This is a genomic window from Streptomyces sp. NPDC024555 (genome assembly GCF_055559335.1).
On record NZ_JBVHKV010000003.1, the window covers coordinates 129,108 to 150,569 of the forward strand.

The 21,462-nt window shown below is 70.4% G+C and carries 15 protein-coding genes; 9 read left to right on the forward strand and 6 right to left on the reverse strand.

The genetic code is table 11. The features are described 5' to 3' along the window. The first annotated feature begins 214 nt into the window (after positions 1–214). Complete coding sequence (locus ACZ4FH_RS06005) at positions 215–1,453, forward strand: ROK family transcriptional regulator (RefSeq protein WP_467302614.1); 1,239 nt, start codon at positions 215–217, stop codon at positions 1,451–1,453. A gap of 90 nt (positions 1,454–1,543) precedes the next feature. Here the strand turns inward: ACZ4FH_RS06005 and ACZ4FH_RS06010 are convergent, their stop codons facing one another. From ACZ4FH_RS06010 to xylA, 5 genes are all read right to left on the reverse strand, one after another. Then, a complete protein-coding gene (locus ACZ4FH_RS06010) occupies positions 1,544–2,929 on the reverse strand; it encodes a GH1 family beta-glucosidase (protein ID WP_467302615.1) in 1,386 nt (461 codons plus the stop codon). Between the two features lie 11 nt (positions 2,930–2,940). Continuing rightward, positions 2,941–3,795, reverse strand: coding sequence for a carbohydrate ABC transporter permease (locus tag ACZ4FH_RS06015; protein ID WP_383642085.1), 855 nt, complete (start codon positions 3,793–3,795; stop codon positions 2,941–2,943). A 5-nt stretch (positions 3,796–3,800) separates the two neighbouring features. Next, entirely contained in the window at positions 3,801–4,760 is a 960-nt protein-coding gene (locus ACZ4FH_RS06020) for a carbohydrate ABC transporter permease (protein ID WP_467302616.1), read from the reverse strand. A gap of 10 nt (positions 4,761–4,770) precedes the next feature. Next, a complete protein-coding gene (locus tag ACZ4FH_RS06025) occupies positions 4,771–6,033 on the reverse strand; it encodes an ABC transporter substrate-binding protein (protein WP_467302618.1) in 1,263 nt (420 codons plus the stop codon). Positions 6,034–6,173: 140 nt separating this feature from the next. Next, positions 6,174–7,343, reverse strand: a complete 1,170-nt coding sequence (gene xylA / locus ACZ4FH_RS06030) for a xylose isomerase (protein WP_383642077.1) — start codon at positions 7,341–7,343, stop codon at positions 6,174–6,176. A gap of 270 nt (positions 7,344–7,613) precedes the next feature. On the opposite strand from xylA, the gene xylB reads away from it, so the two are divergent. From xylB to ACZ4FH_RS06045, 3 genes are all read left to right on the forward strand, one after another. Beyond that, positions 7,614–9,101, forward strand: coding sequence for a xylulokinase (xylB, locus tag ACZ4FH_RS06035; protein ID WP_467302620.1), 1,488 nt, complete (start codon positions 7,614–7,616; stop codon positions 9,099–9,101). A 59-nt stretch (positions 9,102–9,160) separates the two neighbouring features. Next, the gene (yicI, locus tag ACZ4FH_RS06040; protein ID WP_467302621.1) at positions 9,161–11,413 is read left to right on the forward strand and encodes an alpha-xylosidase; all 2,253 of its coding nucleotides are present in this window, start codon (positions 9,161–9,163) and stop codon (positions 11,411–11,413) included. Between the two features lie 128 nt (positions 11,414–11,541). After that, complete coding sequence (locus ACZ4FH_RS06045) at positions 11,542–12,186, forward strand: histidine phosphatase family protein (RefSeq protein ID WP_467302622.1); 645 nt, start codon at positions 11,542–11,544, stop codon at positions 12,184–12,186. A gap of 33 nt (positions 12,187–12,219) precedes the next feature. On the opposite strand, the gene ACZ4FH_RS06050 is transcribed toward ACZ4FH_RS06045, so the two are convergent. Beyond that, a complete protein-coding gene (locus ACZ4FH_RS06050; protein ID WP_467302623.1) occupies positions 12,220–14,478 on the reverse strand; it encodes a glycosyl hydrolase family 18 protein in 2,259 nt (752 codons plus the stop codon). 772 nt (positions 14,479–15,250) lie between these two features. Here ACZ4FH_RS06050 and ngcE point away from each other — a divergent pair. The 5 genes from ngcE to ACZ4FH_RS06075 all read left to right on the forward strand — a co-directional run bounded on the left by ngcE (position 15,251) and on the right by ACZ4FH_RS06075 (position 21,320). Continuing rightward, positions 15,251–16,696 carry an N-acetylglucosamine/diacetylchitobiose ABC transporter substrate-binding protein gene (ngcE, locus tag ACZ4FH_RS06055; RefSeq protein ID WP_467302625.1) on the forward strand — a complete coding sequence of 482 codons (1,446 nt, stop codon included), beginning with the start codon at positions 15,251–15,253 and terminating at the stop codon, positions 16,694–16,696. 50 nt (positions 16,697–16,746) lie between these two features. Next, a complete protein-coding gene (locus ACZ4FH_RS06060; RefSeq protein WP_467302627.1) occupies positions 16,747–17,670 on the forward strand; it encodes a carbohydrate ABC transporter permease in 924 nt (307 codons plus the stop codon). A 91-nt stretch (positions 17,671–17,761) separates the two neighbouring features. Then, positions 17,762–18,679: a carbohydrate ABC transporter permease gene (locus ACZ4FH_RS06065; protein ID WP_467302628.1), complete on the forward strand. Its 918-nt coding sequence runs from the start codon at positions 17,762–17,764 to the stop codon at positions 18,677–18,679. Positions 18,680–18,929: 250 nt separating this feature from the next. Then, positions 18,930–20,129: an ROK family transcriptional regulator gene (locus tag ACZ4FH_RS06070; RefSeq protein WP_383642051.1), complete on the forward strand. Its 1,200-nt coding sequence runs from the start codon at positions 18,930–18,932 to the stop codon at positions 20,127–20,129. A gap of 123 nt (positions 20,130–20,252) precedes the next feature. Continuing rightward, positions 20,253–21,320, forward strand: a complete 1,068-nt coding sequence (locus tag ACZ4FH_RS06075; protein ID WP_467302629.1) for a sugar ABC transporter substrate-binding protein — start codon at positions 20,253–20,255, stop codon at positions 21,318–21,320. The last annotated feature ends 142 nt before the right edge of the window (positions 21,321–21,462 follow it).

The following is a 21,462-nucleotide window of genomic DNA, read 5'->3' on the forward strand; positions in this document are numbered from 1 at the left end:
AGGGCCCGGAGACGGGGAGAAGCGGGCGACGCCGGCCGCGTACGGCCAACGTAGCCGGGGGATGTGGCGGGGCGGCTGCGGTGGTGTTTCGGGGGTGTGATCACCGGAGGGAGGACGGGGACGTCCCCGGCCGGTGGCGCACGGCCGCCCGTCCGGGCCCCGCCGCACCGGGTCCGCCGCCCCGCTCCGTCGAGGCCCTACGCTCGAAGCCCTGATGACCACGACGAATCCTTCCCCCTCGCCCGGTGCCAAGGCCGGCACCGAGTCCGTCCGGCGGAACAACCTCGGCCTCGTCCTGCGCGCCGTCCTGGAGGAGGGCGAGGCGACCCGTGCCCGGGTGGCCTCCCGCGTCGGACTGACCCGTGCCGCCGTGTCCTCGCTGGTCGAGGAACTGCTCGCGCTCGACCTGCTCACCGAGTCCGGCAAGACGTTCAGCGGCAGCGCCGGACGCCCCGGCACGGTGCTCACGGCCTCCGGCACCGGACCGGCCGGGCTCGGCGTCGAGATCAACATCGACTACGTCTCGGTGTGCGCGGTCGGGCTCGGCGGGACCGACCGGGTCCGCGTCACCGAGCACATCGACAACCGGCACACCCCGCCCGCCGAGGTCCTGGCCCATGCCGCCCGGCTCACCCACCGGGTCATCACCTCCACCGGTGAACAGGGGCTGCGGGCGGTCGGCGTCGAGCTGGCCCTGCCCGGTCTGGTCTCCGGCGGCATGGTCCGTCAGGCGCCCAACCTCGGCTGGTACCGCGTCGCCGCCGAGGGCATCTTCGGCCAGGCCCTCTCCACCCTCCGCCCGGCCGGCCGCGCGCTGGCGGTCAGCTCCGACAACGAGGCCAACCTCGCGGCCCTCGCCGAGCTGTGGTTCGGCGGACACGGCGGCGAACGCGGCTTCCTCTACCTCACCGGGGAGATCGGCGTGGGCGGCGCCCTCGTCCTCCAGGGCGAACTGCTGCGCGGCGCCCACGGTTTCGCGGGTGAGGTCGGCCATGTGGTGGTGGACCCCGAGGGGCCGCCCTGCGGCTGCGGCGCGCGCGGCTGCCTGGAGCAGTACGCCGGGCAGGCCGCGCTGCTGCGCGCCGCCGGCATCGACCCGGCCGCCGGTGTCCGCGGACTCGGCGAACTGGAGCGGCGGGCGGGCGCCGGCGACCCCGGCGTCCTGGAGGTGCTGCGGGCGGCCGGCGACCGGATGGGCGTCGTCCTCTCCGGGGCCGTCAACCTCTTCGACCTCGACGCCGTCGTCCTCGGCGGCATCTACCGCGATCTGATGCCCTGGCTGGCCCCCGCGGCCGACGCCCAGCTCGCCGCCCGCGTCGTGTCCGGCGGCTGGCGGGCCGGCGACGGCGGCGGGCTCCGCGCCTCCTCGCTCTCCGGCGACGCGGCCCGGGGCGCGGCGGCCCGGGTGGTGCGCGGCGTCCTCGCCGACCCCGCGGCGTACGCCGGCCGCTGACACCGTACGGGCCCCGACACCGCTCCGCCCCCGTCCGGGTCAGGCCGGACGGGGGCGGAGCGGGGGGCTCTACAGGGGCTCGTACGGGGGCTACTTCTCCCCGCGGTGGGCCGCGATCAGCTGCTGGTACCAGCGGTAGCTGTCCTTCGGGGTGCGCTCCAGGGTGTCGTAGTCGACCCGGACGATCCCGAACCGCTTCGCGTAGCCGAGCGCCCACTCGAAGTTGTCCAGCAGCGACCAGACGTAGTAGCCGCGGACGTCGACGCCCGCGTCCATCGCCGCGCGCAGCGCCGTGAGGTGCGTACGGAGGTACTCGACGCGGTCGGCGTCGCGCACCTCGCCGTCCGTGTCCACGGTGTCGTACTCGGCCGAGCCGTTCTCCGTGATGTGCACCGGCGGCAGCGCGTCGCCGTAGGTCTGCCCGAGCGCCGTCAGGAGATCGGTGAAGGTCTCCGGCACGACGGGCCAGTTCATCGCGGTCCTGCGGACGTCGGGGTACTCGCCCTCGCTGTACCGGTTGTCGGTGGCGACCCGCAGCGCCGGGTCGGCCTCGCGGTGCGGGGCGGCGGCGACGACGATCGGGCGGTAGTAGTTGATGCCCAGGAAGTCCAGTGGCTGGGAGATCAGCTCCAGGTCGCCCTCGCGCCGGAAGTCCTCCCCGGTGATCAGCTCGCCCCAGGTCTCCTCCTCGGTGGCCGGGTAGCGGCCCGCGAGGATCGGCTCGGTCCACACCAGGTTGTGCTGGGTGTCCGCGCGGACGACGGCGGCGAGGTCGGCGTCCGATTCGGTGGCGGGGACGTTGCGGTCCAGGTTGAGGGTGATGCCCGCCTCGCGGACGCCGGCGGCGCGCAGCTCCTTCATGGCCAGGCCGTGGCCGACGAGCAGGTGGTGCGCGGCGGCCAGCGCCCCGCGCCCCTCCTTGGCGCCCGGCGCGTGCCGGCCCACGGAGTAGCCGAGGAAGGCGCTGCACCACGGCTCGTTGAGCGTGATCCAGCGCGGCACCCGGTCGCCCAGGCGCTCGGCCATGAGCGCGGCGTACTCGCCGAAGCGCTCCGCGGTCTCGCGGACCCGCCAGCCTCCCTTGTCCTCCAGCGCCTGGGGCAGGTCCCAGTGGTAGAGGGTGGCGGCGGGCTCGATCCCCGCCTCCAGGAGCTCGTCGACGAGCCGGGAGTAGAAGTCCAGGCCCTTGGTGTTCACCGCGCCCGAGCCCTCCGGCAGGACGCGGGACCAGGCGATCGAGAAGCGGTACGAGTCGACGCCCAGGCCGCGCAGGAGCGCCACGTCCTCGGGGTAGCGGTGGTAGTGGTCGCAGGCCACGTCACCGGTGTCGCCGCCGTCCGTCCTTCCGGGCGTGTGGCTGTACACGTCCCAGATCGACGGGCCTCGGCCGTCCTCCCGCACGGCGCCCTCGATCTGGTACGCGGCCGTGGCCGCGCCGAACACGAAGCCGGGCGGGAACACGGGGAACTCACTCATGGGTACGACCCTCACTTGACGGAGCCGCCGGTGATCCCGGCGGCGATGTACTTCTGGGAGAGGACGAGCAGGACGGCCGCGGGGATCGCGGACAGCACGGACGCGGCCATCACGGAGCCCCAGTCGCCGACGTGGGCGCCGATGTACTGGTAGATGCCCAGCGTGATGGGCTTCACGTCGTCGGTGGTGTTCAGGGTCAGCGCGAACATGAAGTCGCTCCACGCGTACAGGAACGAGAACAGCCCCGCGGTGATCAGGGAGTTGCGGCTCATCGGGAGCACGACCTGCACGAACGTACGGAAGCGGCCGGCGCCGTCCACCTCGGCGGCCTCGATGACCTCGCGCGGGATGGCGACCATGAACGACCGCATCAGGACGATCGCGAACGGGATGCCCAGCGAGGCGTCGGCCAGCATCAGCCCGACGTAGGAGTTGACCAGGCCCAGGTCCACGTACGCGCTGTACAGGGCGTTCGCGATGACGATGCCGGGCACCATCTGGGTGATCAGGGTGCCGAAGACGACGGTCTTGGTGCCGCGCAGCTTGAACTGCGCCAGGCCGTACGCGGCGGGCGCCGAGATCGCCAGGCAGATCGCCACGGCGCCGAGCGCGACGCCCAGCGAGGTCAGCAGATTGCCGCCCTGGTCGCTGAGGGCCGAGCGGAAGCCCGACAGGTCCAGGCTGTGCGGGAAGGCGTCGACCTCCAGCAGCCCGGACTCGGGCTGGAGCGCGGTGTTCACCATCCAGTACAGCGGGAACAGCATCACGCACAGCACCAGGATCCCGAAGGCCATGGCGCCCCAGCGCCGCTTGGTGCGGCGGACGGAAGGCGTGGGGGCGGCGGGGGTACGCACAGTGCTCGCCATGCCGGTCACTTCCCCTCGTTGCGGTTGGCCCGCAGGTAGAACACCGCGAAGACGGCGGAGATCAGGATCAGGATGTTGCCGACCACGGCACCGGCTCCGAAGTCCAGCTGGACGAAGGAGTTCTGGTACGTGAGCGTGCCCAGGGTCTGGGTGGAGTCGGCGGGGCCGCCGTCGGTGAGGGCGAGGATCAGGTCGAGGATCTTCACCGTCGACATGAAGCCGAGCACCAGCACCACGGTGATGACCGGCCGGAGCATCGGCAGGGTGATCGAGCGGAAGGTCCGCCAGGCGGAGGCGCCGTCGAGCGAGGCGGCCTCGTACAGCTCCTTGGGGACCTCCTGGAGGCCGCCGTAGAGGATCACCATGTTGAACGGGATGCCGATCCAGATGTTCACCAGGACCACGGAGGTCAGGGCCATGCTGGTGCTGGTCAGCCACGGGGTGTCGCCGCCGAAGCCGATCGTGCCGAGGAAGGAGTTGAGGACGCCGGTGTCCTGGTCGAGGATGCGCCGCCAGACGACACCGGAGACGACCATCGGGACGAGCCACGGCAGCAGGATCAGCGAGCGGAGCAGCCCGTTCAGCGGGAAGCGCCGGCTGAAGAAGACGGCGAGTCCCAGACCGATGCAGAACTGGCCGATCAGCGAGCCGATGGTGAACAGGATCGTGTGCCACAGGGCCTTGCCGAAGAGCTCGTCGTTGAAGACGTTGCTCCAGTTGTCCGTGCCGTTGAACGGGGACTTGCCCGTGAAGAACGTGGACGGCGAGTAGTCCTGGAAGCTCATCACGACGTTGCGGACGAGCGGGTAGCCGAAGAACAGCGCCATGAAGATCACGGCGGGGGCGATGAAGCCCCACTGGGCCAGGCGCTTGCGGCGCCGGGCGCGGGCCGGGTTCGGCGCCTTCTTGACCGCGGCGGCCGGGCGGGCGGCGCCGGTGGCCGCGGAGGCGGTGGTGGTCGACATGTCAGGTACCTCAGTTCCCGCTCGTGGCGCGCTGCTGGGCGCGCTTGAGGGCGGTCTCGCTCGACTCGCCGGTCAGGGCGGACTGGAAAGCGCTCTGCAGCGCGAGGGAGACGGACGACCAGCGCGCGCCGAGCTTGGCGGTACGCGAACGGGCCGTGGCGACCTGGTCGGCGAGGGCGGCCAGCTCCGGCGCCTTCGTCCGCCACACGGCCGCGGCCTTCTCGTTGGCGGGGACCATCCAGCTGTTGATGGCGTAGGTGATCTCCTCCTGTTCGCCCGACATACAGCCGATGATCTTCGCGGCGGTCTTCTCCCGCTCGCTGTCCCCGGTGTTGGGGACGGTGAGCACACCGCCGCCCAGCGGGCCGACGGACTCGTCGCCGGCCTTCGGGACCGGGATCTGGGCGATGCCCCAGTTGAGGCCCTTCTTGGAGTTGAGGGTCTCCACCTGCCAGGGGCCGTTGATCATCATCGCGGCGTTGCCGGCCATGAACTGGTCGTTCACGTCGGCCTGGGTCCAGTTGACCGTGGACTTGGAGAGCGAGCCGTCCTTGAGGAGGCTCTTCCAGTAGTCCAGCGCCCCGGCGACCTCCGGGCTGTCCAGCTTCGTCTCGTCGCCGCCGTTGGACCACATGAACGGGGTGAACTGGAAGACGCCGTCCTCCGCGCCGCCCGCGCTCAGCGCCAGACCGTACTTCTTGCCCGAGGTGAGCTTCTTCGCGGTCTCCCGCATCTCGTCCCAGGTGGTGGGCACCTTCAGCCCGGCCTTGGCGAGGGTGTCCTTGTTGTAGAACAGCGCCAGGGTGTTCACGGTGCGGGCCGCGCCGTAGTACTTCCCCCGGTACGACCCGAAGTTGACGATCCCCTCGGGGATGTCGGTCGTGGTCAGGCCCAGGTCCTTCAGCGGGATCAGCCCGCCGGCCTCGGCGAACGTCGGCATCTCCGAGGCGTCCAGCTGGAGCACGTCGGGCAGCGACTTCGAGGACGCCATCCGCAGGGCCTTCGTCATCACCTGCGAGGCCGGGACGCTCTGCTGCTCGATGGTGATCCCGAGCTGCTTGCTGCACCGGTCCAGCGTCTGGGCGTCCCAGCGGTGGTAGGACTCGTCGGTGGACGAGTTCAGGACGGTGTACACGTCCGGGTCCCGCTGCTGACCGCAGCCGGAGAGGACGACGCCGCCGATCAGCGCGGAGACGACGGTGAGCGGGACGACGACCCGCCGGTGGGGACGGCGGCGCGGCTGGCGCGTTCCGTCCGGAGAAGGTGCTGTCACGATGGTGCCCTTGCGTGAGAGGGGTGCCGGCCCGGGGGGACCACTGTGTCCCGACGAGGTGGTTCCGTCCGCCCGGACGCGGGTCCGGCAGGCCCGCGTCCGGGGAGAAGGGGTGCTCCGGCCGGAGCACCCCGGGGGCGTCAGCGGACGCCGAGCAGGTGCTCCATGGCGAGCTGGTCCAGCGCCTCGAACGCCATCGAGCGCTCGGCGGCGGCGTCCACGTCGAAGTCCTCGAACGCGGAACGGTCCGCGAGCAGGCCCTTGACGCCGTCGGCGGCGGTGGGCTGCGCCAGCTCGTCCAGACGCGAGGCGCGCAGCGCCTCCTGCACGGCCGGGTCGGCGCGGAAGGCCAGCGCGCGCTCCTTGAGGATCAGGTAGTTGCGCATGCAGTTCTTCGCGGACTCCCAGACGCCGTCGATGCCGTCGGTGCGCACCGGCTTGAAGTCGAAGTGCAGCGGGCCCGTGTAGTCCGAGCTCTCCAGCAGGTCGACGAGCCAGAAGGCCTGGCGCAGATCACCGGCGCCGAAGCGGAAGTCCTGGTCGTACTTGATGCCGGACTGGCCGTTGAGGTCGATGTGGTACAGCTTGCCCGCCCACAGGGCCTGCGCGATGCCGTGCGGGAAGTTGAGCCCGGCCATCTGCTCGTGGCCGGTCTCCGGGTTCACCCCGTACAGCTCCGGGCGCTCCAGGCGCTCGATGAACGCCAGCGCGTGACCCACCGTGGGGAGCAGGATGTCGCCGCGCGGCTCGTTCGGCTTGGGCTCGATGGCGAAGCGCAGGTCGTAGCCCTGCTCGGTGACGTACTCGCCGAGCAGGTCGAAGGCCTCCTTCATCCGGTCCAGGGCCACCCGCACGTCCTTGGCGCCACCGGACTCCGCGCCCTCGCGCCCGCCCCAGGCGACATAGGTCTGCGCGCCCAGCTCGACCGCGAGGTCGATGTTGCGGATGACCTTGCGCAGCGCGTAGCGGCGCACGGCGCGGTCGTTGGAGGTGAAGCCGCCGTCCTTGAAGACGGGGTGGGTGAAGAGGTTGGTGGTGGCCATCGGGACCTTGAGACCGGTGCGGTCCAGGGCGTCCTTGAAGCGGCCGACGATCGCGGCGCGCTCGGCGTCGGAGGAGCCGAACGGGATCAGGTCGTCGTCGTGGAAGGTCACGCCGTGCGCGCCGAGCTCGGCGAGGCGCTCGACGGACTCGACCGGGTCCAGGGCGGGGCGGGTGGCGTCACCGAAGGGGTCGTTGCCTCGCCAGCCGACGGTCCAGAGCCCGAAGGTGAACCTGTCGGCGGGGGTGGGGGTGAAGCGGTTCGACATTCTGCTGCCTCTTGTCGACATGGACCGGGGCGGCTGCACTGCCGCCCGACCGATTTGTTTGCTGGCAGTACTAATACGGCATCTTGCTGTTTGTTTCTAGACCATCCTGGTGACACATCCGTCACATAGGGGCAACACGGGTGGTGCCGCAAGGGTTTTCGGCCCGGAAAGAGCCCGGTCGCAGCCGTGCGCAGCCCCAGGTGAAGCGCTTCGAAGATTTATTTGTTTTGTGTACGATCAAAACCGGGACCCACAGGAACGAGGTACGACATGCCGCCGCGACCCGCCCAGGACCCGGCCGCCGCGCCGGTATCGGCCGTCATCGGAGTGGACAGCTCCACCCAGTCCACCAAGGCCGCCGTCGTCGACACCGCGACCGGCCGGCTGCTCGCCGTGGGCCGCGCCCCGCACACCGTGACCGGCCGGGCCGGCGCCCGCGAGAGCGACCCCGGACAGTGGTGGGACGCCCTGTGCGCCGCCGTCGCCGCGGCCCTCGCCGAAGCGGACCTGGACCCGGCCGCCGTCACCGGCATCGCCGTCGCCGGCCAGCAGCACGGACTGGTCGTCCTCGGCGCCGACGGCACCCCGCTGCGCCCCGCCCTCCTCTGGAACGACACCCGCTCCGCCCCCCAGGCCGCCGCCCTCACCCGGGCACTGGGCGGGAGCGACGCCTGGCTGGAGCGCACCGGATCGGTGCCCGTCGCCTCGATGACCGCCGCCAAGTGGATGTGGCTGCGGGAGAACGAACCGGACACCGCCGCCGCCACCGCCGCCGTCCGCCTCCCGCACGACTACCTCACCGAGCGGCTGACCGGCACCGCCGTCACTGACCCCGGCGACGCCTCCGGCACCTGCTGGTACGACCCGGCCGCCGGCGCCTACGACCCCGTGCTGCTCGACCTCACCGGCATGCGCGCCGCACTCCTCCCCGAGGTCGCCCCCACCGGAGCCGCCCCCGCCGGCCGCCTCACCCCCGAAGCGGCCCGTGCCCTCGGCCTGCCCCCGGGCATCCCGGTCGCCGCGGGCACCGGCGACAACATGGCCGCCGCCGTCGGACTGGGCCTGGGCGCCGAAGGACTCCTCGACCACCCCGTCATCAGCCTCGGCACCTCCGGCACCGTCTTCGCCGCCACCCGCAACCGCCCGCACTCGCCCCTGCTCGCCGGCTTCGCCGCCACCGACGGCACCCGCCTCCCGCTCGGCTGCACCCTGAACTGCACCCTCGCCGTCGACAAGGTCGCCGCCCTGCTCGGCCTGGACCGCGAGGACGCCGCCCCCGGCGGCGAGACCGTGCTGCTGCCCTTCCTCGACGGCGAACGCACCCCCGACCTCCCCGACGCCTCCGGCCTCCTGCACGGACTGCGCCACGACACCACCCGGCAGCAGATCCTCGGCGCCGCCTACGAGGGCGCCGTCGTCGCCCTCCTCCGGGCCCTGGACGTCCTCCCGCTCGACGCGCCGGACGCGCCGCTGCGCCTGATCGGCGGGGGCGCGCGCGGCACGATGTGGGTGGAGACCGTGCGCCGGCTGTCCGGCCGCGCGGTGGTGCTCCCGGCCGCCGGCGAACTGGTCGCGCTCGGCGCGGCGGCGCTCGCCGCGGGGGCCGCCACCGGCCGCGACCCGGTGGCCCTCGCCGTGGAGTGGGGCACCGGCGAGGGGCGCGAGCTGCCCGCCGTCCCGCGCGACACCGCCACCTGGGACCGGGTGACCTCGGTCCTCGACCGGGCGGCGCCCGCGCTCCTGACCACGCGCCCCTGACGGCGCGCCCCACGACGTACCCCGCACACCCCCGTACCACCGGCTAAGGAAGACCCCCCATGAAGTTCACCGACGGCTTCTGGCAGATGCGAGACGGTGTCCACGCCTCGTACGCCACCGAGATCCGCGATCTGCGCCTCGACGCCGACCGCCTCACCGCGCACGCCGCCGTCAAGCGGGTGACCCGGCGCGGGGACACGCTGAACGCGCCGCTGATCACGGTGGAGGCGCACGCCCCGGCCGAGGGCGTCATCGCCGTCCGCGTCACCCACCTCGCGGGCAGGCGCAGCCCCGGCCCCGACTTCGAACTGCCCGGCGCCACCGGCGACCGCACGGCGGCCACCCACGACGACGGCCCGGCCGCCCGGCTCACCAGCGGCCCGCTCACCCTGCGGCTGCCCACCGAGGGCGACTTCGGCATGGAGTTCCTGGACGCCGACGGCCGCACGCTGACCACCGCCGGACGCAAGGGCACCGCCTTCGCCACGGTCGCCGACGGCGGCCACCACATGATCGCCCAGCTCGCCCTCGGCGTCGGCGAGAACGTCTACGGCCTCGGCGAGCGGTTCACCCCGTACGTCAAGAACGGCCAGGTCGTCGACATGTGGCAGGCCGACGGCGGCACCAGCAGCGAGCAGGCGTACAAGAACGTCCCGTTCTACCTCTCCTCGCGCGGCTACGGCGTCTTCGTCAACCACCCCGGCAAGGTCTCCTTCGAGGTCGGCTCCGAGGCCGTCGGCCAGGTGCAGTTCAGCGTCGAGGGCCAGGTCCTGGAGTACTACGTCGTCGCGGGCCCCACGCCCAAGGACGTCCTCACCCGCTACACCGCCCTCACCGGCCGCCCGGCGCTCCCGCCGGCCTGGTCCTTCGGCCTCTGGCTGACCACCTCGTTCACCACCGACTACGACGAGGCGACCGTCACCTCCTTCGTGGACGGCATGGCCGAGCGCGGCATCCCGCTCTCCGTCTTCCACTTCGACTGCTTCTGGATGCGCGAGTACCAGTGGTGCGACTTCGAGTGGGACCCGCAGACCTTCCCGGACCCGGAGGGCATGCTCGCCCGGCTCAAGGAGAAGGGGCTGAAGATCTGCGTCTGGATCAACCCGTACATCGCGCAGAAGAGCGCCCTGTACGCGGAGGGCGCCGAGAAGGGCTACTTCGTCCGCACCCCCGACGGCGACATCTGGCAGTGGGACAAGTGGCAGGCCGGCATGGCCCTGGTCGACTTCACCAGTCCTGAGGCCACCGCCTGGTTCCAGGGCAAGCTGAAGACGCTCCTCGACCAGGGCGTCGACGGGTTCAAGACCGACTTCGGCGAGCGCATCCCCACCGACGTCGTCTGGCACGACGGCTCCGACCCGGAGCGCATGCACAACTACTACACCCACCTGTACAACAAGGCCGTCTTCGAACTCCTGGAGAAGGAGCGCGGCCAGGGCGAGGCCGTCCTCTTCGCCCGCTCCGCCACCGCCGGCGGCCAGCAGTTCCCGGTGCACTGGGGCGGCGACTGCTGGTCCTCCTTCGAGGCCATGGCCGAGTCCCTGCGCGGCGGGCTCTCCCTGTCGCTCTCCGGCTTCGGCTTCTGGAGCCATGACATCGGCGGCTTCGAGGGCACCCCCGACCCCGCCGTCTTCAAGCGCTGGCTCGCCTTCGGCCTGCTCTCCTCGCACAGCCGGCTCCACGGCTCCTCGTCCTACCGGGTGCCGTGGGCCTTCGGCGAGGAGGCCGTCGAGGTCGCCAAGCGGTTCACCGAACTCAAGCACCGTCTGATGCCGTACCTGTACGGAGCCGCCGTCGAGGCCCACCGCACCGGCGTCCCCGCGATGCGCCCGATGCTGCTGGAGTTCCCCGGCGACCCCTCCGCCCGCATCGCCGACCGGCAGTACCTGCTCGGCCCCGACCTGCTGGTCGCCCCCGTCTTCAGCGAGGACGGCGAGGTCGAGTACTACGTCCCCGAGGGCACCTGGACCCACTTCCTGACCGGCGAGACCGTCACCGGCCCCGCCTGGCACCGGGAGACCCACGGCTTCGACAGCCTGCCGCTCCTCGTCCGCCCCGGCGCCGTCGTCCCCTTCGGCGCCGACGCCTCCCGCCCGGACGGCGACTGGACCGAGGACCTCGAACTGCGGGTGTACGCCCCCGAGGGCCTCGGCGACTTCACCCGCACCGTGACCGTCCCGGACCTCACGGGCGCCCCGGCCGCCACGTACGAGGTGGTCCGCGAGGGCGGCACGCTGCGCGTCACGGCGGACGCGGACCGGCCGTACCGGGTCGTGGTCGTCGGCGAGCCGCTGGAGGCCGTCCGGGGCTGAGCCCGCACCACCCGCCCGGCGGGCGCGCCCCGCGCCCGCCGGGCCCTGCCGGAATGCGAAGGTGGGCCGGCGGGTTCACACCGGCGACAGCACCCGAGCGGTACGGCACACGAGAACGGATGGTCTCCATGGGCGAGTTGATCCTGATCCGGCACGGCGAGACCGAATGGTCCCGCAACGGACAGCACACGAGCCACACCGACCTGCCCCTGACCCCCCTCGGCGAGCGCCAGGCCCGCGCGCTGGCACCGCTGCTCGCCGACCGCGCCATCGCCCTCACCCTGGTCAGCCCCTCCGTCCGGGCCCGGCGCACCGCGGAACTCGCGGGGCTCGCCGCGCCCCGCATCACCCCCGAACTGCGCGAATGGGACTACGGCGGCTACGAGGGCGTCACCACCGACGAGATCCACCGGACCCGCCCCGGCTGGAACCTGTGGACCGACGGCGTCACCCCGGGACCCGAGGCCCATCCGGGCGAGACGCCGGCCGCCGTCGGCGCCCGTGCCGACCGGGTGCTCGCGGAGGTCCGGGAGGCCGCCGGGCGCGCCGGTGACGAGGACGTCGTCCTGGTCGCCCACTCGCACTTCCTGCGCGTCCTGACCGCCCGCTACCTCGGACTGACCCCGGCCGAGGGGACCCTCTTCCAGCTGGCCACCGGGGCCGTGTCCCGGCTCGGCAGGGAGCACGGCCAGCCGGTGATCACCGCGTGGAACGTCACGCTGCCCGAGAGCCTGTTCCCCACCGCCGTACCGGAGACGCCGGAACGCGTCTGAGCGCGTCCCGGCGCCTCCCATACGGGGGAGCGCTCAGCGCAGGGCGCTCGTCATCGTGTTGAGCAGCGTGCCCGAGGCGTCGTCGTTCTCCAGCGAGAAGGCGAACATCCCGGCCAGCCCCTTGCTCTTCGCGTAGGCCGCGCGTGCCTCGATGGCGCGCGGGGTGTCACCGGTCCAGAAGTTGGTGCCGTCGTAGATCCAGGAGCTCTCGGTGACCGGGTCCCAGAAGGTCTGGGCCTCGGTGGGGTTCAGCTCCTTCCAGGCGGCGAGCCCGGACTCCTGGCTCAGCGGCTTGGCGGGGGTGGGCCCGGTCGCGCTCTGGTAGAGCCCGTGGTTCGCCCCGGCCGGCACCCCGGTCCAGCCGCGCCAGTAGAACGGGATCCCCAGGACCAGCTTGGAGGCGGGGAAACCGCCCGCGATGCCGTACTCGGGCAGCCCGTCGGTGTACGCGGTGAGCGCGGTGTCCAGGTTGTACCTGGCGGTGCCGGGCGCCACCGGGGTGGTGGGGTCGGCGGCGCTGTCGTGCAGCGGGTCCTGGTGGTTGGTGGGCCCGGTGGCGTCCCAGGCGCCGTGCATGTCGTACGTCATGACGTCGGCGTAGTCCAGGTAGGCGCCGATCTTGTCGGTCTCCAGGTAGGCGATCTTGTCCTGGCCGCTGGGCAGCGCGGCGGTGAGCAGGAACCGCTTGCCCTGCGCCGCGCCGTAGGCGTCGAGCTGGGTGCGGAACTCCTTGAGGAGCAGGGTAAAGTTGGCCTTGTCCGCGTCCGTGTAGTGGTTGTCGGTGTGACCGCCGGCCGAGCCCGGGTACTCCCAGTCGATGTCGATACCGTCGAAGATCCCGGCGGCCGAGGCGGGACCGCCGGACGGGTCGCCCTGGACGTTCTTCGGCAGGTTGCCCTTCAGGAACATGTCGATGCAGGAGGAGACGTACGCCTTGCGGGAGGCGTCGGTGGCCGCGGCGTCGGAGAAGTACTTGGAGTAGGTCCAGCCGCCCAGCGAGACGGTGAACCGCAGGTTCGGGTACTTCGCCTTCAGCGCGCGCAGCTGGTTGAAGTTGCCCTTCAGCGGCTGCTCGTAGACATCGGCGGTGCCGTCCACGCTGTCCGCCGCCGAGACGTCGGCCTGGTAGTCGGCGTAGGCGTCCCCGGCGCCGTCACCGGCGTTCGGGTTGTCCTCGTTGCCCGCGTCGGAGGCCTTGATGGTCTCGAAGCACTTGTGCGTCGTGGGGTGGATGTTCTCGAAGGCGTAGGTCACCACGTCGAGTCCGGCCGCGGCGCCGCTGGTGCCGATCTGCTTCGGGTAGTAGGCGTTCTCGTAGATCCCCCACTGGTCGAAGTAGGCGGAGGCGTAGGGCTTCGCGGCGGGCGCGGCCCCGGTGGTCACCTCGACCGCCGTGGACTGGGCGGAGGCGTGGGAGCCCTGGTAGCCCTGGACGGTGAAGGTGTAGGTGTGGTGGGGCAGCAGCGAACTGACCGCGACGGTGGTGCCCATCGAGGTGGCCACGAGTTCACCGCCCGACCACACCTTGTACGAGGCCACGCTGCCGTCCTGCGAGGACGTCGTCGACCCGTTCCACTTGAGGACGGCGGCGTTGCCGGTGACCTTGGTCGCGGCGAGGCCGGTGGGGGTGGTGACCTTGCCGTCGCCGCCGGGCCCGTTCGGGTCGCCCGGGGGGTCCGTCGGCGGGTCGGTCGGATCGGTCGGCGGGTCGGTCGGGTCCGTGGGCGGGTCGGTCGGGTCGCCGCCGCCGGGACCGCTCAGGCCGAGGTCGTCGGCGTGGAAGGCGCCCTGCCCGTACCAGCCGTGGGTGTAGACGGTCACCGAGGTCGTGGTGGCGCCCGTTTTGAAGGTGGTGGACAGCTGCTGCCAGGAGGACGCGGAGGGGGCCCAGGCGCTGGCGTCCACGCCGGTGCCCTTGGCGCCCAGATAGACATAGCTGCCCTGCACCCAACCGCTCAGTGTGTAGGTGGTGTTGGGCAGTACGGCCACGGTCTGGCCGCACTGGCCGGTGTCGGCGGCGGAGGCGTTGCCGGCCAGGCCGTGCGTTCCGCTGTGGGCGGTCGAGGTCACCGAGCCGCCGTTCGCGCAGCTCCATCCCTCCAGGGTGCCGGTCTCGAAACCGGCGTTGGTGAGCAGTTCGGCGCCGGCGGCGGAGGCGTGGCCGGGGACGGCGGCGAGCGCCGCTCCCGAGGCGACGAGGACGGCGGCGACCGCCAGGGCCCCGTTGCGCCGTGCGCGTGCGGCGGGACCGCGGACCGGTGCGGCGGGGGAACCGGCTGGATGTGCGGGCATGTTCTTCCTCCGTGGGGATGCGGGGGGACAGGTGGCCGATGTCATGACATCGGCCATCTTTTAGGTGTTCATGCCAAGTGGTCGTACCTGGTGAGATTGGACTGGACCAATAGATCGAGTCAAGGGATCGCGCGGACTTGGGAGAAATTTGGTGTAGACCAATTTTGGGACGCGTGGAGCCGCTCCGGGGGTCGTCCGCGGCGCCGCGCCGAGGTGCCGGAGGTCGTGGGCGTACGGAACCGGCGGCGTCCATCATGAGGTCCGGCCGTCGGAGGGCCGGTCGCGGGCCGCAGCGCCCCTGTCCTGGGGTTATGGCCTCGGAGGGGGTGCCGGAAGGGGGTGGAGTGACAGCCGGTGTCAAGGGTTTCGGCGCCGATTCGGCGGGCCGGTCGACCGGAATGCGGAAATCGTTACCTCCGGTTGAGGGCCACCGGGGTCCAGGTGTCCGCGAGGTCTCAACTCGGGAAAGACTGCCGACCAAACCTGCATTCGATCTTGCTCAGTTGGCGGCAAGTGGACTATACCTGTCGGCGTCCGCACAGGTTCTTTCCATCTGCGCGGCTGGGGGAGACACGGGGGCAGGACATATCGGGACGCCAGGGCGGCGTCCGTTGTTCCGTCTTCCCGGACCCCCCCACTGCAATGGCTAGCCTGAAAATCTGCACCACCCAAGCGCAACTGACCGCGGTGGCGGGGCCCTTCGCCTGAGGCGAATTTCGACGGGGCGACCGGTACACACCGCCTGAGTCCTGGAGAAGGCGAGGACTTGAGCATGGGATCCACCTCCGCCCACAAGAATGAGGGCCTTGGCCGTCGCGATCTGATCAAGCGGTCTGCCGCACTCGGTCTGATCACCGTTCCGACGATGAGCTTCCTGTCGGCCTGTGCGAGCAGCGACGGCGGCAGCGACGACACGGTCAAGAAGGGCAAGACCAGCGCGAAGAACCCGCTGGGCGTCAACGAGACGGCCGCGCTCGACGTGGTCATCTTCGACGGCGGCTTCGGCCAGCAGTACGCGATCGACGCGGAGAAGAAGTACACCGCGGCCTACCCCAAGGCCAAGGTCAAGCACACCGCGACGCAGAAGATCCAGTCGCAGCTCCAGCCGCGCTTCAACGGCGGCACCCCGCCGGACCTGATCGACAACTCCGGTGCCGAGCAGATGGACATGGGCGTCCTCGTCGACAAGAAGCAGCTGTTCGACCTGACCCCGCTGATGGACGCCCCGTCCATCGACGACCCGAGCAAGAAGGTCCGCGACACCCTGCGGCCGGGCGTCCTGGAGATGGGCCAGTTCGACGGCGCCCCGGTCTGGATCATGTACTACGCGTACACCGTGTACGGCGTCTGGTACTCGCAGACCAACCTGGAGAAGCTGGACGCGCAGTACCCGGAGAACTGGGACGACATGCTCGCCCTCTGCGCGAAGGCGAAGAAGCAGGGCATCGCGGGCTGGACGTACCCGGGCAAGTACCCGTACTACCTGCCGTTCTCCCTCTACCCGTTCATCGCCAAGATCGGTGGCCGGGAGGTTCTCGACAAGATCGACAACCTGGAGCCGAACGCCTGGAAGGACCCCGCGGTCAAGGCGGCGTTCGAGGCGTACTACGAGCTGTACAAGAAGGGGTACATCCTCAAGGGCACCCCGGGTCTGACGCACATCCAGTCGCAGACCGAGTGGACGAAGGGCAAGGCGCTCTTCATCCCCAACGGTTCGTGGGTGGAGAACGAGGCGGCGCCGACCACGCCCAAGGACTTCAAGATGATGGTCGCGGCGCCCTCCAGCCTGGACGCGTCCGACAAGATGCCGTTCGGCACCATCTGGGCGTCCGGCGGCGAGCCCTTCGTCGTCCCGTCCAAGGCGAAGAACCCGCAGGGCGGCATGGAGCAGCTGCGCATCATGCTCTCCGAGGAGTCCTCGAAGAACTTCACCAAGCAGGTCAAGTCCCTGTCCGCCTTCAACGGCGGCACCGACGGCCTGACCCTCTCCACGGCCCTGCAGGCCGGTGTCGACGCGCTGAAGAAGGCCGGCGACAACGTGGTGAACCCGCGGATGCAGGACTGGTACGTGAAGCTCCAGAAGGAGCAGATCGGCACCGCCGGTCTCGGCGAGATGATGGCCGGGCGCCTCACCCCCACCGAGGCCATCAAGAAGATCCAGGGCTTCGCGGACGCCGCGGCCAAGGACTCGTCCGTCAAGAAGTACAAGCACCAGTGAGCAACCGTCACCAGCGGCGGCACCCGCGGAAAGATCGGGGTCGGTAAAAGATGCAGCACGGCAAGTACCGGTTCATTGTGGGATTCTTGGTCGTCCCACTGGCGTTGTACGCGGTCTTCGTCATCTGGCCGTTCATCCAGTCCATTTACTATTCGTTCACGGACTGGACCGGCCTGAGCCCGGACTTCAAGATGGTCGGCCTGGACAACTACACCAGGATGTTCAAGGACGACATTTTCTGGAAGTCGCTGCAACACAGTGTGCTGCTCGTGCTGCTGCTGCCGCTGGTGACGCTGGGCCTCGCGCTCTTCTTCGCCTTCATGCTCAATGTCGGCGGCCGACGGCGCAAGAACGCCGCGGTCGCCGGCGTGCGGGGTTCGGGTTTCTACAAGATCGCCTATTTCTTCCCGCAGGTGCTCTCGATCGTCATCGTCGCCCTGCTCTTCCAGTTCGCGTACAACCCGCGCAGCGGCATGCTGAACTCGGCGCTCAAGGGCGTCGGACTGGACTCCGTCCAGCCCGACTGGCTGGGCGACCCCAACCTGGCGCTCATCTGCGTGATGGTTGTTTTGGTCTGGTCGACGGTCGGCTTCTTCGTCGTCCTCTTCTCCGCCGGCATGGCCTCCATCCCGAAGGACTTCTACGAGGCGGCGCTGCTGGACGGCGCCAGCCGCGTCACGACGTTCTTCCGGATCACCGTGCCGCTGCTCTGGGACACCATCCAGTCGGGCTGGGTCTACATGGGCATCCTGGCGCTCGGCGTCGAGGCGTTCACGGCGGTCCAGGTCATGACCGTGGGTCCCGGCGGCCCCGACTACGCGACCTCGGTGCTTCCGCTGTACGTCTACCAGACGGCGTTCCGCGACGGTCAGGCCGGCTACGCGACCACGATCGGTGTGGGGCTGCTCGTCGTCACCATGGTGTTCGCCGCCGTCGTGATGCGTCTGGGCCGTCGCGAGCGGCTGGAGTTCTGATGCCGAGCTCCCCGGGACTTGCCGCCCGGACCCCCAGCAGGCACAACCACCCGGTCCCGGGGGCCGGCTCGACCGTACGAGGTGACCACGCGTGAAGACCACCGAAACCCCTGCCGTGGTCAAGGTGACGCCCCCGGGCCCGGTGTCCGGGACGCCCGGGAAGAAGGGCCGGGAGAAGAGCGGCGAGGGCAGGGTCCTCAACGTCTTCTCGCACGGTGTGCTGATCATCTGGGCGATCCTCGTGGTCATGCCGCTCCTGTGGGCGGTCATGACCTCGTTCAAGACGGACGACTCGATCCTGTCGACCCCGTGGGCGCTGCCCGACAAGCTCCACTTCGAGAACTGGTCGCGCGCCTGGAGCCAGGCGCACATGAGCGAGTACTTCGGCAACACCCTCGTGGTGGTCGGCGGTTCGCTCATCGGCACCCTGCTGCTCGGTTCGATGGCGGCCTACGTCCTGGCCCGCTTCGACTTCCCGGGCAACCGCTTCATCTACTATTTGTTCATCGGCGGGATGAGCTTCCCGATCATCCTGGCGCTGGTCCCGCTGTTCTTCGTGATGAACAACATGGGGCTGCTGAACACCACGCACGGGCTGATCCTGGTCTACATCGCCTACTCGCTGCCGTTCACCGTCTTCTTCCTCACCTCCTTCTTCCGGACGCTGCCCAGCTCCGTGGCGGAGGCGGCGATGCTCGACGGGGCCTCGCACACCCGGACGTTCTTCCAGGTGATGCTGCCGATGGCGAAGCCGGGCCTGATCAGCGTCGGCATCTTCAACTTCCTGGGGCAGTGGAACCAGTACATGCTGCCGACGGTCCTCAACAGCGACCCCGACCACCGGGTGCTCTCCCAGGGCCTGGTCGAACTGGCCAACAGCCAGGGCTACAAGGGCGACTGGTCCGGACTCTTCGCCGGACTCGTGATGGCGATGCTCCCGGTCCTCGCGGCCTACATCGTCTTCCAGCGCCAGGTCGTCGCCGGTCTGACCGCCGGGGCGGTGAAGTAGCCCGACCGCGGGTGCCGTGAAGTAGTAGGCACCACTCCCGTCCCACCAGCACCTCCGCTTCACCGAACCGCCCGCCGGCAGCCATGCCGGCGGGCGGTTCGTCGGTGTACGGGGGAGTTCGTGCCGGACCCCGTGCGGGGGTCCGGTGCTCATCGGCGCCTCGGACTGCTCAAGGTCTTGACGGGGAGCACCCCAAAACGCTGAGCTTAGAGTTCACATGTTGGAGAATACGGCAGGAGTGAGAGAGTCGATGGAGACTCCGGGGTCGCAGACGTCTCTGCATCGCGCCAACCTTGAGCGGGTCGTGCGCGCCGTACGGATGGCGGGGTCACTCACCCAGGCGGAGATCGCCAGGAGCACGGGCCTCTCCGCGGCCACCGTCTCCAATATCGTTCGCGAACTGAAGGACGGCGGCACCGTCGAGGTGACGCCCACCTCGGCCGGCGGCCGACGCGCCCGCAGCGTCTCGCTCAGCGGGGACGCGGGCATCGTCATCGGCGTGGATTTCGGCCATACGCACCTGCGGGTGGCGGTCGGCAACCTGGCCCACCAGGTGCTCGCCGAGGAGTCCGAGCCGCTGGACGTGGACGCCTCGTCCGCCGAGGGCTTCGGCCGGGCGGAACAGCTGGTCAACCGGCTGATCGAGACCACGGGCATCAGCCCCGGCAAGGTCATCGGGGTGGGGCTCGGTGTTCCCGGCCCGATCGACGTCGAGTCCGGCACGCTGGGCTCCACGTCGATCCTGCCGGGCTGGACGGGCATCAACCCCGGCGAGGAGCTCGCCGGACGCCTCGGCGTCCCGGTCTACGTGGACAACGACGCCAACCTCGGCGCCCTCGGCGAGCTGGTCTGGGGGAGCGGCCGCGGGGTCAGGGACCTCGCGTACATCAAGGTCGCCAGCGGGGTCGGCGCCGGTCTGGTGATCGACGGGCACATCTACCGGGGGCCCGGCGGCACGGCCGGCGAGATCGGCCACATCACCCTCGACGAATCGGGCCCCGTCTGCCGCTGCGGCAACCGCGGCTGCCTGGAGACCTTCACGGCCGCGCGCTACGTCCTGCCGCTGCTCCAGCCCAGCCACGGGCCCGATCTCACCATGGAGCGGGTGGTCCAGCTGGCCCGCGAGGGCGATCCGGGGTGCCGCCGGGTGATCGGCGACGTCGGACGGCACATCGGCAGCGGGGTGGCCAACCTCTGCAATCTCCTGAACCCGAGCCGCGTGGTGCTCGGGGGGTCGCTGGCGGAGGCCGGGGAGCTGGTCCTGGGGCCCATCCGCGACTCCGTGTCGCGCTACGCCATCCCCAGTGCCGCCCGGCAGCTCTCGGTGCTTCCCGGGGCCCTGGGCGGCCGTGCGGAGGTGCTGGGAGCGCTGGCCCTCGTACTGAGCGAGATGGGGGATTCGACCCTTTTGGAGAGCACCCTCCCCGCGGCGACTCCTGCCTTCACTTAGATAACGGATGGCACCGTTGTCATCTCGTTAAGGATTTACTCCTTGACGTCGCCTCTGCGGCCGAGTTGACTCCAAGCCACCTCGGCCGCAACGCTGCGGCCTCGTCAGGGAGGCACACCCCCAATGAACGCAACGACGCGACGCATCGTCATCGGCACGGCCGCCGTCTCGATGGCCCTCTCCCTCGCCGCCTGCGGCAAGGCCGGCGACGACAAGAAGGACTCGGCGGACTCGGGCAGCAAGACCAAGATCGGCCTGCTGCTCCCGGAGAACAAGACCGCCCGCTACGAGACGCTGGACAAGCCGCTGTTCATCGAAGCGGTCAAGAAGGACTGCGCGGACTGCGAGGTCGTCTACAACAACGCGGCCGGTGACGTCGGCCAGCAGAAGCAGCAGTTCGAGCAGCAGATAGCCGACGGCATCAAGGTCATCGCGATCTCCTCGGTCGACGCCGAGAAGTCCGCCGCGTGGGTCGCCGACGCGCACAAGAAGGGCGTCAAGGTCGTCGCGTACGACCGCGCCATCGCCGGTGCCGACGCCTACGTCAGCCACGACAACGAGAAGATCGGCACGCTCCAGGGCCAGGCCGTCCTCGACGCCCTCGGCTCCAAGGCGGCCACCGCCAACCTCGTCATGATCAACGGCGACGAGAAGGACCCGAACGCCGGTCTGTTCAAGAAGGGCGCCCACGCGGCCCTCGACGGCAAGATCAAGATCGCCTACGAGGCCTCGGGCGAGTGGGACCCGAAGATCGCCGGCGAGAAGATGACCGCCGCCATCTCCTCGGTCGGCAAGGGCAAGATCAACGCCGTCTACTCCGCCAACGACGGCATGGCGGGCGGCATCATCACGTCCCTCGACAACGCCGGCATCAAGGACATCCCGGTGGGCGGCCAGGACGCCGAACTCCCCGGCATCCAGCGGATCATCGCCGGTACGCAGACCTTCACGATCTACAAGTCGCCGAAGCAGCTCGCCCCGGCGGCCGCCCAGTTCGCCGTCAACCTGCTCCAGGGCAAGGACATCGGCGCCCAGGGCGAGACGGACGGCGTCCCGTCCACGCTGCTGGAGCCGACCGTGGTGAACAAGGACAACATCCAGGACACCGTGATCAAGGACGGCATCTACAAGGTCGGCGACGTCTGCGTCAAGGACATCGCCGCCAAGTGCACCGCGCTGGGCATCAAGTAGTCCCCCCTCGCGCCGGGGTCGAGGGACCCCGGCGCACACGGGTGTGATCCGCGCCGTACGGCGCGGTCCGCCCGCCCCGTGACTGTCCGGCCCCGGCCCGGTTCACACCCCGCTGCCGGCCGGGTGCCGGACACTCGACCCC